This is a genomic window from Janthinobacterium sp. Mn2066 (genome assembly GCF_049319705.1).
Lineage (GTDB): Bacteria > Pseudomonadota > Gammaproteobacteria > Burkholderiales > Burkholderiaceae_D > Janthinobacterium.
The window spans coordinates 1-17,085 of the sequence record NZ_JBMOUF010000009.1 but is presented as its reverse complement, the minus strand read 5'-3'; the positions used below and the strand labels follow the sequence as shown (position 1 = coordinate 17,085).

Annotated in this window: 18 protein-coding genes; 16 read left to right on the top strand and 2 right to left on the bottom strand. The window is 64.6% G+C overall.

Annotation, left to right across the window (positions count from 1 at the left end; genetic code table 11):
* The first annotated feature begins 334 nt into the window (after window positions 1–334).
* The 14 genes from ACL9RI_RS18180 to ACL9RI_RS18115 all read left to right on the top strand — a co-directional run bounded on the left by ACL9RI_RS18180 (window position 335) and on the right by ACL9RI_RS18115 (window position 13,289).
* Entirely contained in the window at window positions 335–517 is a 183-nt protein-coding gene (locus tag ACL9RI_RS18180) for a Flp family type IVb pilin (protein WP_422727914.1), read from the top strand.
* Window positions 518–570: 53 nt separating this feature from the next.
* Window positions 571–1,104, top strand: coding sequence for an A24 family peptidase (locus ACL9RI_RS18175; RefSeq protein WP_422727913.1), 534 nt, complete (start codon window positions 571–573; stop codon window positions 1,102–1,104).
* A gap of 95 nt (window positions 1,105–1,199) precedes the next feature.
* Window positions 1,200–2,573 (top strand): ATP-binding protein, encoded by a 1,374-nt coding sequence (locus tag ACL9RI_RS18170; RefSeq protein ID WP_422727912.1) that lies wholly within the window; start codon window positions 1,200–1,202, stop codon window positions 2,571–2,573.
* Window positions 2,570–3,430, top strand: coding sequence for a Flp pilus assembly protein CpaB (gene cpaB / locus ACL9RI_RS18165; RefSeq protein WP_422727911.1), 861 nt, complete (start codon window positions 2,570–2,572; stop codon window positions 3,428–3,430). Before ACL9RI_RS18170 ends, cpaB begins: the two co-directional genes overlap by 4 nt.
* A gap of 32 nt (window positions 3,431–3,462) precedes the next feature.
* Window positions 3,463–4,902 carry a type II and III secretion system protein family protein gene (locus tag ACL9RI_RS18160; protein WP_422727910.1) on the top strand — a complete coding sequence of 480 codons (1,440 nt, stop codon included), beginning with the start codon at window positions 3,463–3,465 and terminating at the stop codon, window positions 4,900–4,902.
* A gap of 16 nt (window positions 4,903–4,918) precedes the next feature.
* Window positions 4,919–5,209 carry a hypothetical protein gene (locus ACL9RI_RS18155; protein ID WP_422727909.1) on the top strand — a complete coding sequence of 97 codons (291 nt, stop codon included), beginning with the start codon at window positions 4,919–4,921 and terminating at the stop codon, window positions 5,207–5,209.
* Window positions 5,199–6,632, top strand: coding sequence for a pilus assembly protein TadG-related protein (locus ACL9RI_RS18150; protein WP_422727908.1), 1,434 nt, complete (start codon window positions 5,199–5,201; stop codon window positions 6,630–6,632). Before ACL9RI_RS18155 ends, ACL9RI_RS18150 begins: the two co-directional genes overlap by 11 nt.
* A 32-nt stretch (window positions 6,633–6,664) precedes the next feature.
* On the top strand, window positions 6,665–7,108 hold the full coding sequence (locus tag ACL9RI_RS18145; protein WP_422727907.1) for a TadE/TadG family type IV pilus assembly protein: 444 nt from the start codon (window positions 6,665–6,667) through the stop codon (window positions 7,106–7,108).
* Window positions 7,098–7,706: a TadE/TadG family type IV pilus assembly protein gene (locus tag ACL9RI_RS18140; protein WP_422727906.1), complete on the top strand. Its 609-nt coding sequence runs from the start codon at window positions 7,098–7,100 to the stop codon at window positions 7,704–7,706. Before ACL9RI_RS18145 ends, ACL9RI_RS18140 begins: the two co-directional genes overlap by 11 nt.
* A 40-nt stretch (window positions 7,707–7,746) precedes the next feature.
* Window positions 7,747–8,916 (top strand): AAA family ATPase, encoded by a 1,170-nt coding sequence (locus ACL9RI_RS18135; RefSeq protein WP_422727905.1) that lies wholly within the window; start codon window positions 7,747–7,749, stop codon window positions 8,914–8,916.
* 35 nt (window positions 8,917–8,951) lie between these two features.
* Entirely contained in the window at window positions 8,952–10,298 is a 1,347-nt protein-coding gene (locus tag ACL9RI_RS18130) for a CpaF family protein (protein ID WP_422727904.1), read from the top strand.
* Between the two features lie 15 nt (window positions 10,299–10,313).
* Entirely contained in the window at window positions 10,314–11,291 is a 978-nt protein-coding gene (locus ACL9RI_RS18125) for a type II secretion system F family protein (RefSeq protein WP_422727903.1), read from the top strand.
* A 17-nt stretch (window positions 11,292–11,308) separates the two neighbouring features.
* Window positions 11,309–12,247, top strand: a complete 939-nt coding sequence (locus ACL9RI_RS18120) for a type II secretion system F family protein (protein ID WP_422727902.1) — start codon at window positions 11,309–11,311, stop codon at window positions 12,245–12,247.
* Between the two features lie 10 nt (window positions 12,248–12,257).
* A complete protein-coding gene (locus ACL9RI_RS18115) occupies window positions 12,258–13,289 on the top strand; it encodes a LytR C-terminal domain-containing protein (protein WP_422727901.1) in 1,032 nt (343 codons plus the stop codon).
* On the opposite strand, the gene ACL9RI_RS18110 is transcribed toward ACL9RI_RS18115, so the two are convergent.
* On the bottom strand, window positions 13,286–14,281 hold the full coding sequence (locus ACL9RI_RS18110; protein WP_422727900.1) for an EDSAP-1 family PEP-CTERM protein: 996 nt from the start codon (window positions 14,279–14,281) through the stop codon (window positions 13,286–13,288). The genes ACL9RI_RS18115 and ACL9RI_RS18110 overlap by 4 nt on opposite strands.
* A gap of 213 nt (window positions 14,282–14,494) precedes the next feature.
* Between ACL9RI_RS18110 and ACL9RI_RS18105 the strand changes: the two genes are divergently transcribed.
* Together ACL9RI_RS18105 and ACL9RI_RS18100 are read left to right on the top strand one after the other, a co-directional pair.
* Window positions 14,495–14,809: a hypothetical protein gene (locus ACL9RI_RS18105; RefSeq protein ID WP_422727899.1), complete on the top strand. Its 315-nt coding sequence runs from the start codon at window positions 14,495–14,497 to the stop codon at window positions 14,807–14,809.
* Between the two features lie 101 nt (window positions 14,810–14,910).
* The gene (locus tag ACL9RI_RS18100; protein WP_422727898.1) at window positions 14,911–15,942 is read left to right on the top strand and encodes an adenosine deaminase; all 1,032 of its coding nucleotides are present in this window, start codon (window positions 14,911–14,913) and stop codon (window positions 15,940–15,942) included.
* On the opposite strand, the gene ACL9RI_RS18095 is transcribed toward ACL9RI_RS18100, so the two are convergent.
* Window positions 15,939–16,844, bottom strand: coding sequence for a LysR family transcriptional regulator (locus ACL9RI_RS18095; RefSeq protein WP_422727897.1), 906 nt, complete (start codon window positions 16,842–16,844; stop codon window positions 15,939–15,941). The two genes, ACL9RI_RS18100 and ACL9RI_RS18095, sit on opposite strands and share 4 nt — an antisense overlap.
* Between the last annotated feature and the right edge of the window lie 241 nt (window positions 16,845–17,085).

Below are 17,085 nucleotides of genomic sequence, written 5' to 3'. Positions count from 1 at the left end.
AGAACTAAGCAGGATAATGTCTTTTTGCCTAATAGGCAATTAACGTATGCAAGATTTCATGTAAAAGTATGCGATTGCTGCTTGCCGTTGTAAAAAATGCTGCCAAGAAGCTTGCCACGCTTTCTCGCAACATCGCCTCCGCCATCAGCCTATCTGGGCAGGCCTTGATAATTTCCATGAGGAAATTTGTGACGCGTCAATTTGTCGAACTGCGCGCGTTCTATAGTCACTGCAATGGTGCAGAAATTTACGGTAGGAAACATATTAGCAGGAATGGGCGATGTTTCACACCGGATTGCGCCAGGGACTTGTGATTCACTTTTGGGAGCTTGTCATGCATACCTTCCTGTCGGCAGTACAGCAATTCGTCAAAGATGAGGACGGGATTACGGCAATCGAGTACGGCTTGATTGCGGCATTGATGGCAACAGCCATCACTGCCGGTTTCCTGCTGATCAAGACCAACTTGCTGTCCGTTCTCACCGAGATTTCAACCAACCTGGTGTTGACGCCCTAAGCAGGTACCGCCACCGGCCGGCCGGTGGCGGTTTTTTTCCGGGAGGTATCCCCATGTCCGCCAAGGCACTGTGTGACTTGCTGCTGCTGCTCTTCGTGACGGCCGCCGCTGTCAGCGACCTGGCCCGCCGCAAGATCCCGAATGCCTGGGTACTGGCCGGGATTGCCACTGCGCTGGGCCTGCAATTGTGGCTCTCGCCGCAACGCTTGCCGCTGGACTGGCTGGGTGGCATGGCGACCGGTTTTTTCCTGTTCCTGCCCTTGTACGTGTTGCGCGGCATGGCCGCCGGCGATGTGAAACTGATGACCATGGTGGGCGCTTTTGTGGGGCCTTGGCCGAGCTTGCTGATCTGCTTTGCCACCTTTGCCTGCGGTGGCGCGATGGCGCTATTGATGATCCTCTGGCAGGGCAGCTGGCGGGCCTGCCTGCGCAATATGCAACAGCTGCTGTGGCCGATGATCGCGCGCGCCGCCGGTGCACCGCTGGCGCCTACGCCGCTGGCCAGCCATGCCAGCGTGGGCAACATGCCGTACGGGCTGGCGATCGCCGTGGGCACGCTGGTGGTGCAAGCCCATGACTATTTCTGAAACGCATTCATTGCTATTAATCAATGGGTGCCGGGAGCTGCTCGCTAGAATGAATTTCTGATCGCTGCTGTCTTAATCTGCCTGGAGAAGCTGCAATGACCGAGGTCGACTATTCCCATGCCGAGAATGTGCCGCGTCCATCCGATGCGCAGCTGATGCCGCCTTTGCCGCCGCAGCCGAAGAGCCTGCGCGAGACGGGACTGGAGCGGCAACTGGTGGTCGAGCTGATCGCCAAGGCGATTTTTTCCGGTGGCAAGACCCATCTGTCCGTGCTGGCCACGCGCTTGCGCCTGTCGATCAATGTCTTGCGCGAAGTCCTCGATTTCATGGTGGCCGAGCAACTGGCCGAGGTGGCCTGGCGCGGCGATTCCGATATCGACGTGCAATATCAACTGACCGGCCCCGGCAAGCTGCGCGCCGCCGCTTTCCTGGAGCGCTGCGCGTATGCCGGCGCCGCGCCCGTCACCCTGGAAGCCTACCGCGCCATGGTGGCGCGCCAATCCTGGCGGACGCAGGAGCAGCGCGTGGCCAGCGATGACCTGGCGGCCGTGCTGGGCAGCGCCCATGCGGGGCCGGGCATGCTCGACCTGCTGGGGGCGGCCCTGTATGCGGGGCGCTCGCTCTTGCTGTATGGTCCGCCGGGCAGCGGCAAGTCGACGCTGGCGCTGCAACTGGGACAATTGCTGCATGGCCTGGTGGCCGTGCCCTACGCCGTGGTGGTCGGCCAGGACATCATCCAGCTGTACGATGCGGCGCAACACTTGCCGCCGGCGCCGCAGCATGTCAGCCATGCGCGCCAGGCGCTGGAGCGGCGCAGCACCGATATCCGCTGGGTGCTGTGCCAGCGCCCCGTGATCCATGTGGGCGCCGAATTCGATGCGGACATGCTGGCGCTGCCCTATGACAGCAGCAATGGCTGCTACCAGGCGCCGCCCCATGTGCGCGCCAACAATGGCATGCTGATCGTCGATGACCTGGGACGCCAGCGCGTGAGTGCGGCCGAGGTGCTGACGCGGCTGATGCGCCCGCTGGTGCAGGGCATGGATCTGCAGAGCCTGCGTGGTGGCCTGAAAATCAGCATGCCCTTCGACAATGCCCTGGTGCTGGCCACCAACTTGCCGCCAGGCGACTTGCTCGATGCTGCGCTGCTGCGCCGCATCGGCTACAAGGTGCCCGTGGGGCCGCTCAGCGATAGCGCCTACCGTGCCCTGTTCCGCCAGCAATGCCGCGCCACCGGCATCGCGCTCGACGAGCTGGCGCTCAACCATCTGATGCAGCAGCTGCACGGCGCCGAAGGGCGGCCCCTGCTGGCCTGCTACCCGTCTGAATTACTGGAGCGCATCACCGACTTCGCCGGCTTCGCGGGCACGCCGCCGCGCCTGACGCTGGCCACCCTGGAACAGGCCTGGCGCAGCCTGTTTGCCAGCTGCGATGTGCCGGTGGGCAGCTTGTGCGAGAGCATCGCATGAAAAACCGCCGCGCACTGCTGATGATGGGACTGGCCATTTTGCTGGGGCTGATGGCGGTGCTGCTGGCATCGCACTGGCTGCTGCGCCAGACGCCAGTCGGCAAGGGCAAGATCGTGGTGGCCGCCGCCGATGTCAACCTGGGCCAGCGCCTGACGCCGGACATGCTGCGGCTGGCGGAATGGCCGGCGGAAAGCCTGCCGCAAGGCGCCTTGCAGGATCCTCAGCCATTGGCGGGGCGCGTGCTGAAAAGCAGCATGCTGCGCGGCGAGCCGCTGAGCGAGGCCAAGCTGGCGCCGGTCGGCACCCTCGGCGGCTTGTCGGCCCTGATCGCGGAAGGACGGCGCGCCATCACCGTGCGCGTCAACGATGTGATCGGCGTGGCCGGGTTTGCCTTGCCCGGCAATTATGTCGACATCATCGTCAGCACCCAGCAGGATGCCGGCGACCGCAACTTTCCGCAGAGCCGCAATATTTCCAAGATCGTGCTCGAACGCATCCTGGTGCTGGCGGTGGCGCAGGAAGTGGGGCGCGATGAAACCAAGCCGCGCGTGGTCAATGCAGTGACCCTGGAAGTGACGCCGGAACAGGCGGAAAACCTCGACCTGGCGCGCAGCGTGGGCAGCCTGTCGCTGGTGCTGCGCAACCAGGTCGATCCGCAGCCGGGCGTGACGGCGGGCGCGACCAAGCTGACCTTGCTGGGCGAGCCGCCGCCAGCGCCGCCGGCCGCCCCGGCCACCGTAATGACCGTGGCCGCAGCGGCCAGTCCGCCGCGCCCGGTAATGTGCAGCAAGGAAGAGCCGCCGCGTGATTGCAGCGCGCTGATCGATGGCACGCGCCAGTCGCGCGTATGTTTTTAGCCGCTCCGCAACGATCCACCATGGACCTCCACATGAACCGCGCCCTACTGACTTTGTGTCTTGCCATGCTGCCGTATCTGGCGGATGCCGCCGCGCCTGTGGCGGGCAGCCCCCGTTGCGGCGGCGAGGCGGCCTTGCCCGGCAAGCTGCTGCTGGAGGTGGGCAAGTCGAGCATGCTGCGCCTGCCCGAGGCCGTGCTGCAGCGCAGCGTCGGCAATCCTGCCGTGGTGCAGGCGATCCTGGTGGCGCCCGACACCTTGTATGTGGTGGGCGTCGATGTGGGCAGCAGCAACATGATTATCCAGGGCAAGAGCGGCACCTGCAGCGTGGTCAATGTGATCGTCAGCATGGATCCGGCCGGCTTGCAGGCGACCCTGGCGTCGCTGATGCCGGAAGAGAAAGCCATCCGCGTCACGGCGGTGGCCGATACCCTGGTGCTGTCGGGTACGGTGCAGGATGCGGGCGCCGTGCTGCGCGCCGTGGAATTGGCGCAAGCCTATGTGCGCCACCCGGTACAGCCGCTGGCCTTGCCCAGGGCGGCCGATGGCAGCGCGCCGCCCACGCCTGGCGGCGCGCCGGCCACGGGCCGCGTCATCAATATGCTCGACGTCAGCGCACCGCAGCAAGTGATGCTGGTGGTGCAGATCGCCGAAGTGTCGAAATCCTTGCTGGAGCGGCTGGAAGTGGGCGCCACCCTGCGCTTCGCTTCCGGCAGCTGGGCTACCACCCTGCTGTCGAATTTCCTGACCGGCACGGCGAATGGCTTGCTCGATGTGCGCAAGTCGACTGGCCAGCAAGTGACCATCGAGGCGCAGAAGCAGGATGGCCTGGTGCGCATCCTGGCCGAACCGACGGTGATGGCGATCAGCGGGCAAGAGGGCAGTTTTCTGGCCGGCGGCAAGATTTTCATTCCTGTCGGCCAGGACAATAACAAGGTCACGCTGGAAGAGCGCGAATATGGCGTCGGCCTGCGCTTCACGCCGACCGTGCTGTCGGGGGGGCGCATCCACTTGAAGGTGGCGCCCGAAGTGTCCGAGCTGTCGCGCGAAGGGGTGGGCATTTCCGCGGCCGGCGTCAGCGGGCGCGCTATCCTGCCGGTGATCACTACCCGGCGCGCCTCGACCACGGTGCAGCTGTTCGATGGCCAGAGCTACGCCATCGGCGGCCTGATCAAGAATAACCAGGTCAGCAATGTCTCGGGCGTGCCCTGGCTCAGCGAGCTGCCCATCCTGGGCGCGCTGTTCCGCAGCACGGATTTCCAGCACGACCGCACCGAGCTGCTGTTCGTGATTACAGCCTACCTGGTCAAACCCTTGCCGCCCGACACGGTACTGCCGACGGCGCAGCTGACGACGCCATCGCGCACGACGTTGATGTTGAACGGCAAGATGGAAGGGCCATTGCCGCCGCCCAACGCGATCTCGCCCGCGCCAGCCGCGGCCCGTGTTGTGCAGGGTTTCGAGTTGAAATGAGACAGGGAGCCAGACCATGCCGATATCCCATGTGAGCTGCCTGCGCTGTCTGCTGGCGCTGCAATTGACTGCCTGCGCGCATCAAAGCACGCCGCAGCTGGAGCGGCGCTTTGGCGATGCCGTGCGCCTGGCCATGGCGCAGCAGGTGCTCGATCCGGCGGCCGCGCGCAACCAGACCCCGGCCAACGGCCTCGATGGCCCCAGCGCGCGCGCCGTGATGGACCGCTACCGCGCGTCGTTCGCCGAACCGCATGCGCAAGTGCCACAACCGGTGCAGTTCATGCTGGGAGGCAGCGTTGGAAAATAAACGCCAGCAAGGCGCCATGCTGATCGCCTTCTGCATCCTGCTCATCGTGGTGCTGGGCTTTATCGGCCTGGCGCTCGATGTGGGGCAAGTCATTGGCCGCAAGACTGAACTGCAGAACCTGGCCGACAACGCGGCGCTGGCGGCGGCGCCGGAACTGGTGGGCACGGCGGCCGGCCTGGCCAATGCGGTGGCGAAAGCCAAGAGCAGCGCGGCCGACAGAAGCGCGTATCAGCGCCGCACGCAAGGCGCCATCCTGTCCGATGCGAGTATCCGCTTCGCCAGTGCTTTCGATGCGCCCGCCACCGCCTGGCATGCGGCCGGCGCCGTGCCCGATCCGGCCCAGGCGCTGTTTGTGCGGGTCGATACGCATGACAACGATCCATCGCTGGGCCGCGTGACGACGGCCTTCCTGGGCGCCTGGTCACCTGCCTTGCGCACGCTCGATGCGGGGGCGCGCGCCGTGGCGGGCCGGGTCAGCGTACGCCTGACGCCGCTGGCGATCTGCGCGCTGTCGCCGGCGCCGAATGGCTTGCGCACCAATCCCGGACCACCCGAGCGCAAGGAAGCGCTGGAATATGGCTTCCGGCGCGGCGTGGCCTATAACCTGTTCAACCTGAATCCGCATGGCCCCGCGCCGGCGCACTTCCTGCTCAATCCCGTGGGGCCGCTCGGCACGCTCGGCTCGTCGGCGCAAATGAGCAACGCCGCCGTGACGCCGTTTATCTGCAGCGGCAGCATGCTGCACACGGCCATCGGCGGCGCGTCCATCCACGCGCACCGGCCATTTCCCACCGAATTATGGCCGGCGTTCAATGCACGTTTCAACCAGTATGCGGGCAATGGCTGCGACCCGCAGACGGCGCCGCCCGACACGAATATCCGGCCCTATCCGAATGCCTTGCCGGGCTGGTGGATGAATATGCCGTCGGGGTCGAACGCCGCCGCCAGCGCCAGTGCGACAGCGTTGCTGTCGGTGGCCGACCTGCCGCCAGCGGCCCTGCCGGCCACGATTCCTGCCGCCAGCTATGGGCCGCTATGGTCGTTCGCCAAGGCGGTGCAGTACGCCAGTCCGAAACCGGCCGGCGACTACCTGGCTTTTCCCACCAGCGCCTGGGCTGGCCTGTATCCCGGTTTGCCCACGGCTCCGGCCAGTAACGGTTTTTATCCTGCCAGCAGCACGCCGTATTTCACCTTGGGTTTGCAAACGGCGCCGGTGGGCAATGTGGGGCTGGCGCAGCGGCGCGTGCTCAATATCGCCTTGCTGTCCTGTCCCGTGCCGGGCGGCAGCGACATCCTGGTCAATGTGCTGGCCATCGGGCGATTCTTCATGACGGCGCCGGCGGCCAGCGGCATGCTGAGCGCCGAATTTGCCGGCCTGGTATCGGAGCAGGCGCTGGCTGGCCCGACGGAGCTGCTGTTATGAGACGGCCGTTTCTACAACGGCGTCAGCAGGGTGTGGCAGCCATCGAACTGGCGCTGATCATGCTGTTTTTCATGGGGCTGTTGCCGCTGGTGCTGCTGTTCGGCAGCGCGCTGCAGGCTTACACGGCATTGCAGAAAAGTACCCATGACGCGGCGCGCTACATGGCCACCTTGCCCCTGGTGCAGATGACGAGTATGAGCGCCGCCGCCCAGAGCAGCCTGTTTGCCAGGCAGATGGTGCTCGATGCGATGGCCGAAACCTGGCCGGCCATGGATGTGAGCCAGGTTATCCTCGAATGCGTTTATAACGAAGATACTTATGCCTGCGGTAACTATGCGTATAAGCCGCAGACGGTGCGCATCAAGGTCGGCGTGGAGATGCCGGTCACGTTCTTGCCCAACCTGGTGCGCAAATGGCTGCCGCAGGCGACGTCGATACCGTTGCGCGCCAATGCGAGCTTGCGTTATGACAATTAACCTGCACCCGCGGCAGCGGCGCCAGGGCGGCGTGTTTGCCGTTGAATTTGCCATGCTGGCGCTACTGTTTTTTATTTTTTTGTTTGCCATGCTGGAAGTGGCGCGCGCCGTGTATCTGTGGAATATGGTGCATGAGGTGACGCGGCGTGCGGCGCGCGGCGCGGCCGTGGCCGATTTCAGCAATGCCGCAGCGCTGCAAGCCGTGCGCGAACAGGCGATATTGCGCGCGGGACCGGGCCGCTTGCCGCTGGGAGGCGCCATCAATGATGCCTATGTGCGTATCGAGTATTTATCGCAGGGCGCCAGCGGCAGCAGCCCGGCGCCGTTGCCCATCAGCGTGCTGCCCGGCTGTCCGCAGCGTAACCGCATCAATTGCCTGAACGACCCGCATGGCGCCAGTTGCATCCGTTTCGTGCGCGCGCGCCTGTGTCTGCCTGGCGGCGGCGGGCAGTGCGAACGGGTGCCTTACCGGCCCATCCTGCCGATGCTGGGCATGATGTTTCCATCGGGTCCGCAAGCGATGCGCCTGCCCAGCGGCAGCACCGTGGCTGTGGCTGAGTCGCTGGGCTACCACGAGAATGCCGGGTTTTGCCCCTGAAGAAATCCATTGCAATGTCAGATAAAAGCGAGGACGGCCGATGAAAGCCTTGATGATTACCCGTGATGTCACCCTGCATGATGAAATCGCGGCGCAGGGGGCGGCGCGCATGCCGGTGCTGCGCCTGCTGGAGCGGCGCAGCGGTTTGCGCGACGCCGTCGATCACATGATGAGCGAGGCGCCGGAACTGGTGATCGTCGACGCCAGCGAGATCGAACTGGACGAGGCCGATTTGCTCGAGCGGCTGGCGCGCCAGCATCCGCAAGCGGCGCTGATGCTGCTGACGCGCGGGCAGCAGCAGGATGTGCTGATACGCGCCATGCGCGCCGGCATGCGCGAAGTGCTGCAACTGCCGCTGGTGCACAAGGCGTTTCACGAAGCGATGGACCGGGTCGATGTGCATGCGGGCGTGACGCAGATGCGCGATGGCAAGGTGCTTGCCTTCATCTCGTGCAAGGGCGGCAGCGGCGCCACTTTTTTGTCGACCAATTTTGCCTACGCGCTGGCGACGCTGGCCGGCTGCAAGGTGCTGCTGATCGACTTGCACGGGCAGTTTGGCGACGCCACCCTGTATGTCTCCGACCAGAAGCCGGCCATGACCCTGTCCGATATCTGCGCCCAGATCACGCGCATGGACGGCGCCTTTCTCGCCTCATGCCTGGTGCATGTGACGTCCAATTTCGGCGTGCTGGCGGCGGCCGACGATCCGGCCCACAAGGTCGACATGCAACCCGAGCACATGGACCGCATCCTGGCCGTGGCGCGCCAGCATTACGACTACATCGTGCTCGACGTGGGGCGCCAGATCGATGCGCTGTCCCTGCGCGCGCTCGACAGTGCCGACGCCATCTATCCGGTGCTGCAGCTGGCCTTGCCCGATATCCGCGATGGCCGCCGCCTGCTCGATATTTTCCGCTCGCTCGGTTATCCGGGCGAACGCCTGCGGCTGATCGTCAACCGCTACGAAAAGGGCGGGCGCTTGCGCCTGGCCGACCTGGAGCAGGCGCTGGGCGCCGAAGTGGTGCATACGGTGCCCAACGATTATCTGGCGGCCACCGATTCGGTCAACCAGGGCATCCCGCTGCTGCAACTGTCGCGCAGCAGCGCCGTGGCGCGCAACCTGGCGGAACTGGTGGAACTGGTGACGGCGCGCCGCGTCACGGAAAGCCGCGGCCTGTTCGACCGCCTGTTCAGCCGCAACGAAGTGTAGCGCGGCTCCCGCCGGGAGCCATTACGGGAGCCGAGATGACATTACGCGAACGTCTGGCCGCCAATGAACAGACGCGTCCTGCCAGCAATGGGCAGGATGCGCTGGCATTGCACGCCTACCAGGAACTGAAAAAAACCATGCACCAGACGATACTCGACCGTATCGACCTGGAACGCCTGAAGCGCCTGACGGCCGAACAGTTCAAGCATGAGCTGGCGCTGCTGGTGCAGCGCGTCATCGAAGACGAGCACATCGTGCTGAACCAGCATGAGCGGCATAGCCTGGTGCTCGACATCCAGCACGAGATGCTCGGTTTCGGTCCGCTCGAACCGCTGCTGGCCGACCCCAGCGTGTCCGATATCCTGGTCAACACCTGCGATAAAGTCTACGTGGAGCGGGGCGGGCGGCTGCAGCTGACCGACGTCACCTTCCACGACAATGCGCACCTGATGAAGATCATCGAGAAAATCGTTTCGCGCGTGGGGCGCCGGGTCGATGAATCGAGTCCCATGGTGGACGCGCGCCTGCCCGATGGCTCGCGCGTCAACGCCATCATTCCGCCGCTGGCCGTCGATGGGCCCATCCTGTCGATCCGCCGCTTCGCCGTACATCCCCTGAGCATCGCCAACCTGCTCGACTATAAAAGCCTCACGCCGCCGATGGTGCAAGTGCTGCAGGCGCTGGGCCAGGCCAAGGTCAACATCCTGATCTCGGGCGGCACCGGCAGCGGCAAGACCACCCTGCTCAACGTGCTGTCCGGTTTCATTCCCGGCAGCGAGCGCATCGTCACCATCGAGGACGCCGCCGAGCTGCAGCTGCGCCAGCCGCACGTGGTGCGCCTGGAAACGCGGCCACCGAATATCGAAGGCAAGGGCGAAGTCAGCCAGCGCGCGCTGGTGCGCAATGCGCTGCGCATGCGGCCCGACCGCATCATCCTGGGCGAGGTGCGCGGCGCCGAAGCGCTCGACATGCTGCAGGCGATGAACACGGGCCATGAAGGCTCCCTGGCGACCATCCACTCGAACACGGCGCGCGATGCGCTGGCGCGGCTGGAAAACATGGTCGGCATGGCTAGCGTCAACCTGACGCCGCGCGCCACGCGCCAGCAGATTTGCTCGGCCGTGACGGTGGTGATGCAGGTGTCGCGCCTGACCGACGGCGCGCGCAAGCTGGTCAGCCTGCAGGAAGTGACGGGCATGGAAGGCGACATCATCGCCATGCATGAAATTTTCCGCTTCGAGCAAACGGGCGTGGACAAGGATGGCAAGGTGCTGGGGCACTTCTGCGCCACCGGCGTGCGGCCCCGTTTTACGGAACGCCTGCGCATGTTTGGCGCCGCCGTGCCCGACAGCGTGTTTGATCCCGACCGCATCTACGAATAAACCAGGGAGGACGGCATGGATCTGGTCTTCTACGGCTTTGCCGTGCTGCTGTTTGCCGCCTGCATCCTGCTGGTGGAGGGTGCCTGGCTATGGTGGTCGGGCACGCATGGCAGCGCCGCCAAACGCATCAACCGGCGGCTGCGGCTGATGGCCACGCGGGGAGCCTCGGGCGGCGAGCGCGTGTCCATCCTCAAGCAGCGCCGTTATGCGCAGTCGCCCGTGCTGGACCGGCTGCTGCGGCGCTCGCCGCATGGCGCCGCGCTGGACCGTTTGCTGCTGCAGTCGGGCCTGTCGTGGTCGGTGGCGCAGTTCCTGTCCGGCGCCGGCAGCTTGCTGCTGGCGGCCGTGGCCGTGCTGCTGCTGTGGCCTTTGCCCTTGCCGGGCGCCTTGCTGCTGCTGGCGATGGCCGGTGGTGGTCCCGTCATGTTCTTGCTACGCGCACGCACGCAGCGGCTGCAAAAAATCGAGGCGCAATTACCGGAGGCTGCCGATTTCCTGGCACGCGCCCTGCGCGCCGGGCATTCGTTTTCGAATGTGCTGCAAATGGTGGGCGAAGAGTTAAGTGAACCGATCAGCGGCGAATTCAAGATGGCGTACGAAGAGATCAACTATGGCGTGCCGATGAACGAGGCGCTGCAAAACCTGGCCACGCGCATTCCGCTGACGGACTTGCGCTACCTCGTGATCGCCGTGCTGGTGCAGCGCGAATCGGGCGGCAACCTGGCCGAAGTATTACTCAGCATTGCGCGCATCATCCGCGCCCGCCTGAAATTGCTGGGCCAGGTGCGCGTGCTGTCGGCCGAGGGCCGCATGTCGGCCTGGGTGCTGGGCCTGATGCCGGTGGTGATGATCGGCGTGATGGCGGTGGTCAACCCAAAATACATCAGCCTGCTATGGACCGACCCCAGCGGCATTCGCCTGCTGTGGTATGCGGCGGGGATGGTATTTCTGGGTGTTGTGTGGATGCGCAAAGTCATCCGCATCCGGATTTAAAACGAGAGGAAAACCTCATGACTGGCCCGCAACTGCTGTTTCTGTTGATCGTGTTTGGCGTGGTGGTGGCACTGGTATTGGTGGCCTTGCTGGTGTTTTTCCCCGGCAGCTTGCGCCAGCGCCTGTTCGGTTTCATGGCGCCGGCCGTCCGGGATGTGGCATCCGATGATGGCTGGGTGGAACGGGTGGCGCGCGTGGCCCAGCCGTTCAGCAAGCTGTCCCTGCCCGAGGAAGGCTGGGAACATTCGCCGTTGCGCACGCGCTTCATGAATGCGGGCTGGCGCCAGGCCAGTGCGCCGGCCCTGTATTTCGCCGCCAAATCCGTGCTGGCGCTGCTGTTCCCTACCTTGCTGGGACTGTACGCGGCCAGCGCCATGACGGCGCAGCTGCGCAGCGTGCTGTTGCTGCTGCTGTGCGTCAGCGCCACTGCTGGTTATTACCTGCCGAACCTGGTGCTGGCCAGTACCGCCAGGCGGCGCCAGCGCGAGATCTTTGAAAACATTCCCGACGCCCTGGACTTGCTGACCGTGTGCGTGGAAGCGGGCCTGAGCCTGGAGCGGGCGCTGGTGAAAGTATCGGGCGAAATCCACATCAAGAGCGTGGTGCTGGCGCAGGAATTGCAACTGGTGCTGATGGAAATGCGCGCCGGCTTCAGCAAGGACAAGGCGCTGCGCAACCTGGCCTTGCGTAGCGGCGTGGAAGACGTCGATACCCTGGTGGCCATGTTGATCCAGTCCGAGCGCTTCGGCACCAGCATGGGCGATTCGCTGCGCGTGCATTCTGAAAACCTGCGCGGCAAGCGCAGCCTGCTGGCCGAGGAAGCGGCGGCCAAGATCGCCTTGAAGCTGTTGTTTCCCCTGATCTTTTGTGTCTTCCCCACCTTGATGCTGGTGCTGATGGGGCCCGCCGTGATCGAAGTGTATCGCGTGCTGGTGCCCGCCATGGCCAGCCGATGAAAGGAATTGTATGCGTATTCCCATTTCCCGCATGGCTGCCGCCTTTGCCTGCCTGAGCCTGGGCGCTTGCGCCAGCAATGCCGCCCATGCGCCACCGATTGACGTCGCTGCCGCGGATGTGGCTTACGCTGCGGGCCGCCTGCATTTCGATGCCGGCGACTTGGCTGTGGCGCAGGCATCGTACACGCTGGCCATACGCAGCGATCCCGGCCATGTCGATGCGCACAATGGCCTGGCCGTGCTGCACGCGCAGCGGGGCGATCTCGGCGCCGCGATTGCCGTATGGCAGGCCGTTACGGCCAGAGAGGGCATACGCCAGCCGCAGTACGTCTATCTGTTTGCCAACCTGGGGCGCGCCTATGTGTTGGCCGGCCGCCATGCCGACGCCTTGCCGGTGCTGGAGCAGGCGTGTCTGCTCGATCCACTCAATGCGCGCCACTGGCAGCAATTGGCGCACGTGCTGCAGCAACTGGGCCAGCGCGAGCGCGCCGGACTGATGCTGGCGCAGGCGCAGAGCCTGCAGGCGCACGACGCGCGCAGCGACTATGCCTTGCTGCAGCAGCGCAGTGCGCCAGCCAGGGAAGAGAACGCCGCCCGTATCGAGATTACGCAAACGGATGGTCATGCCCGCTTGCAAAGGGTGCCGGCGCGCCAGGCAGCCGCGCCGATCACGGTAGCGGCGCCGGTGCTGGCCGTGCCGCCGCGTCCCCGCCTGGAAATCTTGAATGGCAACGGTGTGCATGGCATGGCTGCCGCGATGGCGCGCAGCCTGGCGGCCAGTCCCGTCCAGGTGGTGCGCCTGGGCAATGAGCCGCCGTACCAGGTACTGCGCACGCGTGTCGAGTACCGCCCTGCGCAGGAGCAGACGGCGCGCTTGCTGGCCTTGCAGCTGGGGCCGCAGGTCGATGTCATCGCCGCCGATGTCGCCGCCAGCGACTTGCGGCTGGTGCTGGGCCGCGACTTCAGCGATCCGGCCATGCTGCACCGCTATTATCTGCAGCAGCTGCAACTGGCGCGCAAGGCGCTGGCGCAGCTCGGTTAAACCGGTACGGGTCGCCGGCGGCGCGTGTAGCCCAGCGCCGCCAGGCCAGTGGCCAGCAACAGCAGGGTGGCAGGTTCCGGCACGGGATCGAGCACCACGATATCGGTACGGGTAGATTTGGAAAAGTTCAGCGTATAGCTGCCGGCGGGCAGTTCGAAATTCGACGTCAGTGAGAATTGCGCAAACACATTCGTGAAGCTGCCCGGCGTGCCAGGGTCATTGGTGCCTGCTGTCATGTTCAGGCTGAACGGGTCCAGGCTGCCTGCGCCGTGGTTGCCGTTCACGTCGCTGCCGTTGTTCGGGTCGCCATCGGGGGCGAACTGGAAGATCACGCCATCGGTCTTGGCGCGCGAGGTACAGCCGGCGGGACTGGCCGCATTGCAGGAAATATTGAAAATATCCATGATCGACACATTGGATTTGTCGCCCGCGGCCGTGACGCTGGTGCGCAGGTCGCGCCGCGCCATGAAACTGAAGGTGATGAAGCCGGCGCTCGACAGGGTCAGGTTGAGCGAGCCGGTGAGGGTGCCGCCTGCCGTGGCCGAGGCGGCGCCGACCGTGTTGCGCTGCGCTTCCGACACGGCTTGCATGGTCGCGCCGCCGGCGGTCAGCATATTGCCGAAGGTATGTGCATCGCCGCGCGCAAATTCCAGCACGGCGCTGGGAGCGTAGTTATTCTGTGGCAAGCCTGCGCAGCCGCTGCCGGAGCACACTTGCAGCACGTCGGCATTGGCGGCTGGTCCGGTATTGACGGCGCGCGGATTGACGGGAGCGCCGCCTTCAAAAAACGCGCTGTCGCTGGCGTTGCGGTTGGCGCCCGTCAGCGACAAGGTGCCGGCGCTGGTGGTAACGCGGAAATTATTGATCTCGTTGATGGCCAGGCCATACGCGCCGGCATGGACTTGTCCCGCCAGCAGCAGGCTGGCCGCCGACAGCGTGCCTAGCGTGCCCAGTCTGCCCAGGGTCTTGTGTCGTGTGGGATAAACGTTCATCGCGGCCTCGCCTTGTTGTCGTCGTCATCATTGGGGGGAGCATGCAACCTGGCCGTGTCGGCCTGGACTGCTCTGTTGGAACTGACTAAGCAGCTTGCGTGCCACGAAAAAAAAGCGTGTGCGATCAATGACTTGCTTCAGCCTGCTTGCAAGCGAGCGTAGCGAGTGTAAGAAAGGCCGACATGGCGGGTGCAAGGCTCGCTACAATGTCTCATGAGCAAGAAAACTCCCCAATTCCCCGGTGTGCGCACCGGCCGTGGCCAGGTGCTGGCCGTGCTGCTGTCGAACCGCGACCAGGCCGGCGCCGAACCGCTGCAGGGCCGCGTGACGCTGGCCGCCATCGTCAAGGCCTTGAAACGCAAATACCACTGGCCCATCGAGACGCACAGTTTTCCCGCCAATACCGTTGACGGCCGCGCCAGCTGGGCTACCGTGTACAGCTTGCCGGAAGAGGTGATCGCCGCCGCGCTGGAAGCGGGCGGGCGCGAATGGCTGGCGGGGCGGGCTCAAACAGCGTCGCCCGACTAGGCTGCAGCATCTGTTTTTTCGCACACCGGCGGCGAAAAATGCTCACCATCGCTTCATCATGCGCCGCTACCATGGCCCATTTTCATGCGAGAGCAAAACACATGCTGGATCTGGATCACTTCATCAAAGCCCTGCCCAAGGCAGAATTGCATATGCATCTGGAAGGCAGCCTCGAAGCCGAGCTGATGTTTGAGCTGGCCGGGCGCAACCAGATCGCCTTGCGCTGGCCCACGCCGCAGGCGCTGCGCGCCGCCTATCGTTTCGATCATCTGCAATCCTTCCTCGCCCTCTATTACGAAGGCTGCGGCGTGCTGCGCACGCGTGCCGACTTCTGCGACGTGACGCTGGCCTATCTGTACCGCGCGCACCAGAATGGCGTGATCCGCGCTGAAATGTTCCTCGGGCCGCAAAGTTTTACCAGCCGGGGCGTGCCGATTGCCACCGTGATGGATGGCATTTTTGACGCCATCGACGAGGCGCGCGCAGCGTTTGGCATCAGCGGCGCCCTGCTGGTCAGCGTACAGCGCCACCGCAGCGAGGCCGATGCCTATGCGCTGCTCGACGCGGTCGAGCCATGGCGCTGGCGCATCCTGGGGTTTGGCCTGGGTGGCGCGGAAGCGGGCAATCCGCCATCGAAGTTCCAGCGTTTTTTCGATACCTGCCGCCAGCGGGGTTTTCGTCTCACCGCACATGCCGGTGAAGAAGGCCCCGCATCGTATGTGGCCGAAGCGGCCGATGTGCTGCGGGTCGACCGGATCGACCATGGCAATGCCTGCCTGGACGACCGGGCGCTGGTGCAACGGCTGGTGCAGCGCCAGACGCCGCTGACGGTGTGTCCGCTATCGAATCTGCGACTGAAGCTGGTGCCGTCGATGGACAAGCACCCCTTGCGCGGCATGCTGGAGGCGGGCTTGAACGTCACCGTCAATTCAGACGACCCCGCTTATTTCGGCGGGCATGTCAGCGATAACCTGATGCAGTGCGCGCAAGGCCTGGGCCTGACGGTGCAGCAGATCGTGACCCTGGCCCGCAACAGCATCCGCGCCTCGTTCATGACGGCGCAGGAAATCGCCGACGGCCTGGCCGCCATCGATGCCTGCTGCGCACAGTATGGCGTGGCGCTGCAGGATTAAGGGGCGGCCTGGCGCAGCGCCTGCTGCAGGCGGTCGATCAGTAACCTGGCGGCCACTGGCAAGCTGCGCTCGGCGTGTACGCACAGTTTCAAGGGCCACGCTTCGACGCCGTCGCCCTGCAGCGGCAGGTAGCGCAGGCCCGCCGCTGCAGCCGAGCTGGGCGCGCCAAAATAATCGTTGGAAATGGCCAGGCAGAGGCCGCTGGCGACGGCCGAACGCATGAACTCAAAGGAGTTGCTTTGCAGCAGCTTGGCCGGCTTGATGCCGGCCCCGGCAAACATGCGGATATAACTGCCATAGATGCTCAGGCTATCGTCGGGCAAGGCAATATTCTGGCCTGCCAATTGTTCCAGGCGCACAACCTTGCCAGCCGCCAATGGATGGCTGGCGGGCGCCAGCAGGCACGGCTGGACCATGACTTGCTCGACCACCGCGACATCGATAGCTTCGGGTGGAATATACGACAGCGTGGCGTCGAGCTGGTCCGATACCAGCTGCGCCATCAGTGCCGCACCGCCCGCCACCGTTACCTGGAACTGGATGCCCGGATAATCCGTATGGAAGGCGTGCAGGAAACCGGGCAGGAATTCACGCGTAAACGATTCGGAAATACCGATGCGCACGTTGCCGCGCTGCAGTTTATCGATCGCCTGTATATCGGCCAGCAACTGCTCCAGGCCATGGTCGACCGAGCGTGCATAGTCGAGCACCAGCGCGCCTTCCGGTGTCAACCGCAGGGTGTTCTTGCCGCGTTCAAACAGTTGCGTGCCCAGCTCGTCTTCCAGCAAACGGATTTGCCGGGAGATGGCCGAGGCCGCTACATGCAGATGCTCGGCCGCCTTGCGGATGGAGCCGATGCGGGCCACGCTGGCAAAATAGGTGAGTCCGATGTTATTGACCATGGAGGGTGTTTTTCAGCGCGATGATGGCAGGATGCCGGGCTGAACGATGTGTAGTCTGGCGGCCTCAAGTTTACCACCAGCACGCAAAAAAATCGCCCGCCGCGGCGCGGGCCGGGCGGGCGAGAAGGAGGAGTAGGGGGCGCCGGGGGGGGGGCGGACGGGGGAGGGTTTTGTTCTGGCGTGGCCCCTTTGTCTTCATCACACCACCTCCCCTTTCCTCCTACCCCCTCTCCCCCCCCCC

Coding starts and splice junctions, on each gene's coding strand:
- ACL9RI_RS18180 (WP_422727914.1), top strand. CDS start 335: ATGCATACCTTCCTGTCGGCAGTACAGCAATTCGTCAAAGATGAGGAC.
- ACL9RI_RS18175 (WP_422727913.1), top strand. CDS start 571: ATGTCCGCCAAGGCACTGTGTGACTTGCTGCTGCTGCTCTTCGTGACG.
- ACL9RI_RS18170 (WP_422727912.1), top strand. CDS start 1,200: ATGACCGAGGTCGACTATTCCCATGCCGAGAATGTGCCGCGTCCATCC.
- cpaB (WP_422727911.1), top strand. CDS start 2,570: ATGAAAAACCGCCGCGCACTGCTGATGATGGGACTGGCCATTTTGCTG.
- ACL9RI_RS18160 (WP_422727910.1), top strand. CDS start 3,463: ATGAACCGCGCCCTACTGACTTTGTGTCTTGCCATGCTGCCGTATCTG.
- ACL9RI_RS18155 (WP_422727909.1), top strand. CDS start 4,919: ATGCCGATATCCCATGTGAGCTGCCTGCGCTGTCTGCTGGCGCTGCAA.
- ACL9RI_RS18140 (WP_422727906.1), top strand. CDS start 7,098: ATGACAATTAACCTGCACCCGCGGCAGCGGCGCCAGGGCGGCGTGTTT.
- ACL9RI_RS18135 (WP_422727905.1), top strand. CDS start 7,747: ATGAAAGCCTTGATGATTACCCGTGATGTCACCCTGCATGATGAAATC.
- ACL9RI_RS18130 (WP_422727904.1), top strand. CDS start 8,952: ATGACATTACGCGAACGTCTGGCCGCCAATGAACAGACGCGTCCTGCC.
- ACL9RI_RS18125 (WP_422727903.1), top strand. CDS start 10,314: ATGGATCTGGTCTTCTACGGCTTTGCCGTGCTGCTGTTTGCCGCCTGC.
- ACL9RI_RS18120 (WP_422727902.1), top strand. CDS start 11,309: ATGACTGGCCCGCAACTGCTGTTTCTGTTGATCGTGTTTGGCGTGGTG.
- ACL9RI_RS18115 (WP_422727901.1), top strand. CDS start 12,258: ATGCGTATTCCCATTTCCCGCATGGCTGCCGCCTTTGCCTGCCTGAGC.
- ACL9RI_RS18110 (WP_422727900.1), bottom strand. CDS start 14,281: ATGAACGTTTATCCCACACGACACAAGACCCTGGGCAGACTGGGCACG.
- ACL9RI_RS18105 (WP_422727899.1), top strand. CDS start 14,495: ATGAGCAAGAAAACTCCCCAATTCCCCGGTGTGCGCACCGGCCGTGGC.
- ACL9RI_RS18100 (WP_422727898.1), top strand. CDS start 14,911: ATGCTGGATCTGGATCACTTCATCAAAGCCCTGCCCAAGGCAGAATTG.
- ACL9RI_RS18095 (WP_422727897.1), bottom strand. CDS start 16,844: ATGGTCAATAACATCGGACTCACCTATTTTGCCAGCGTGGCCCGCATC.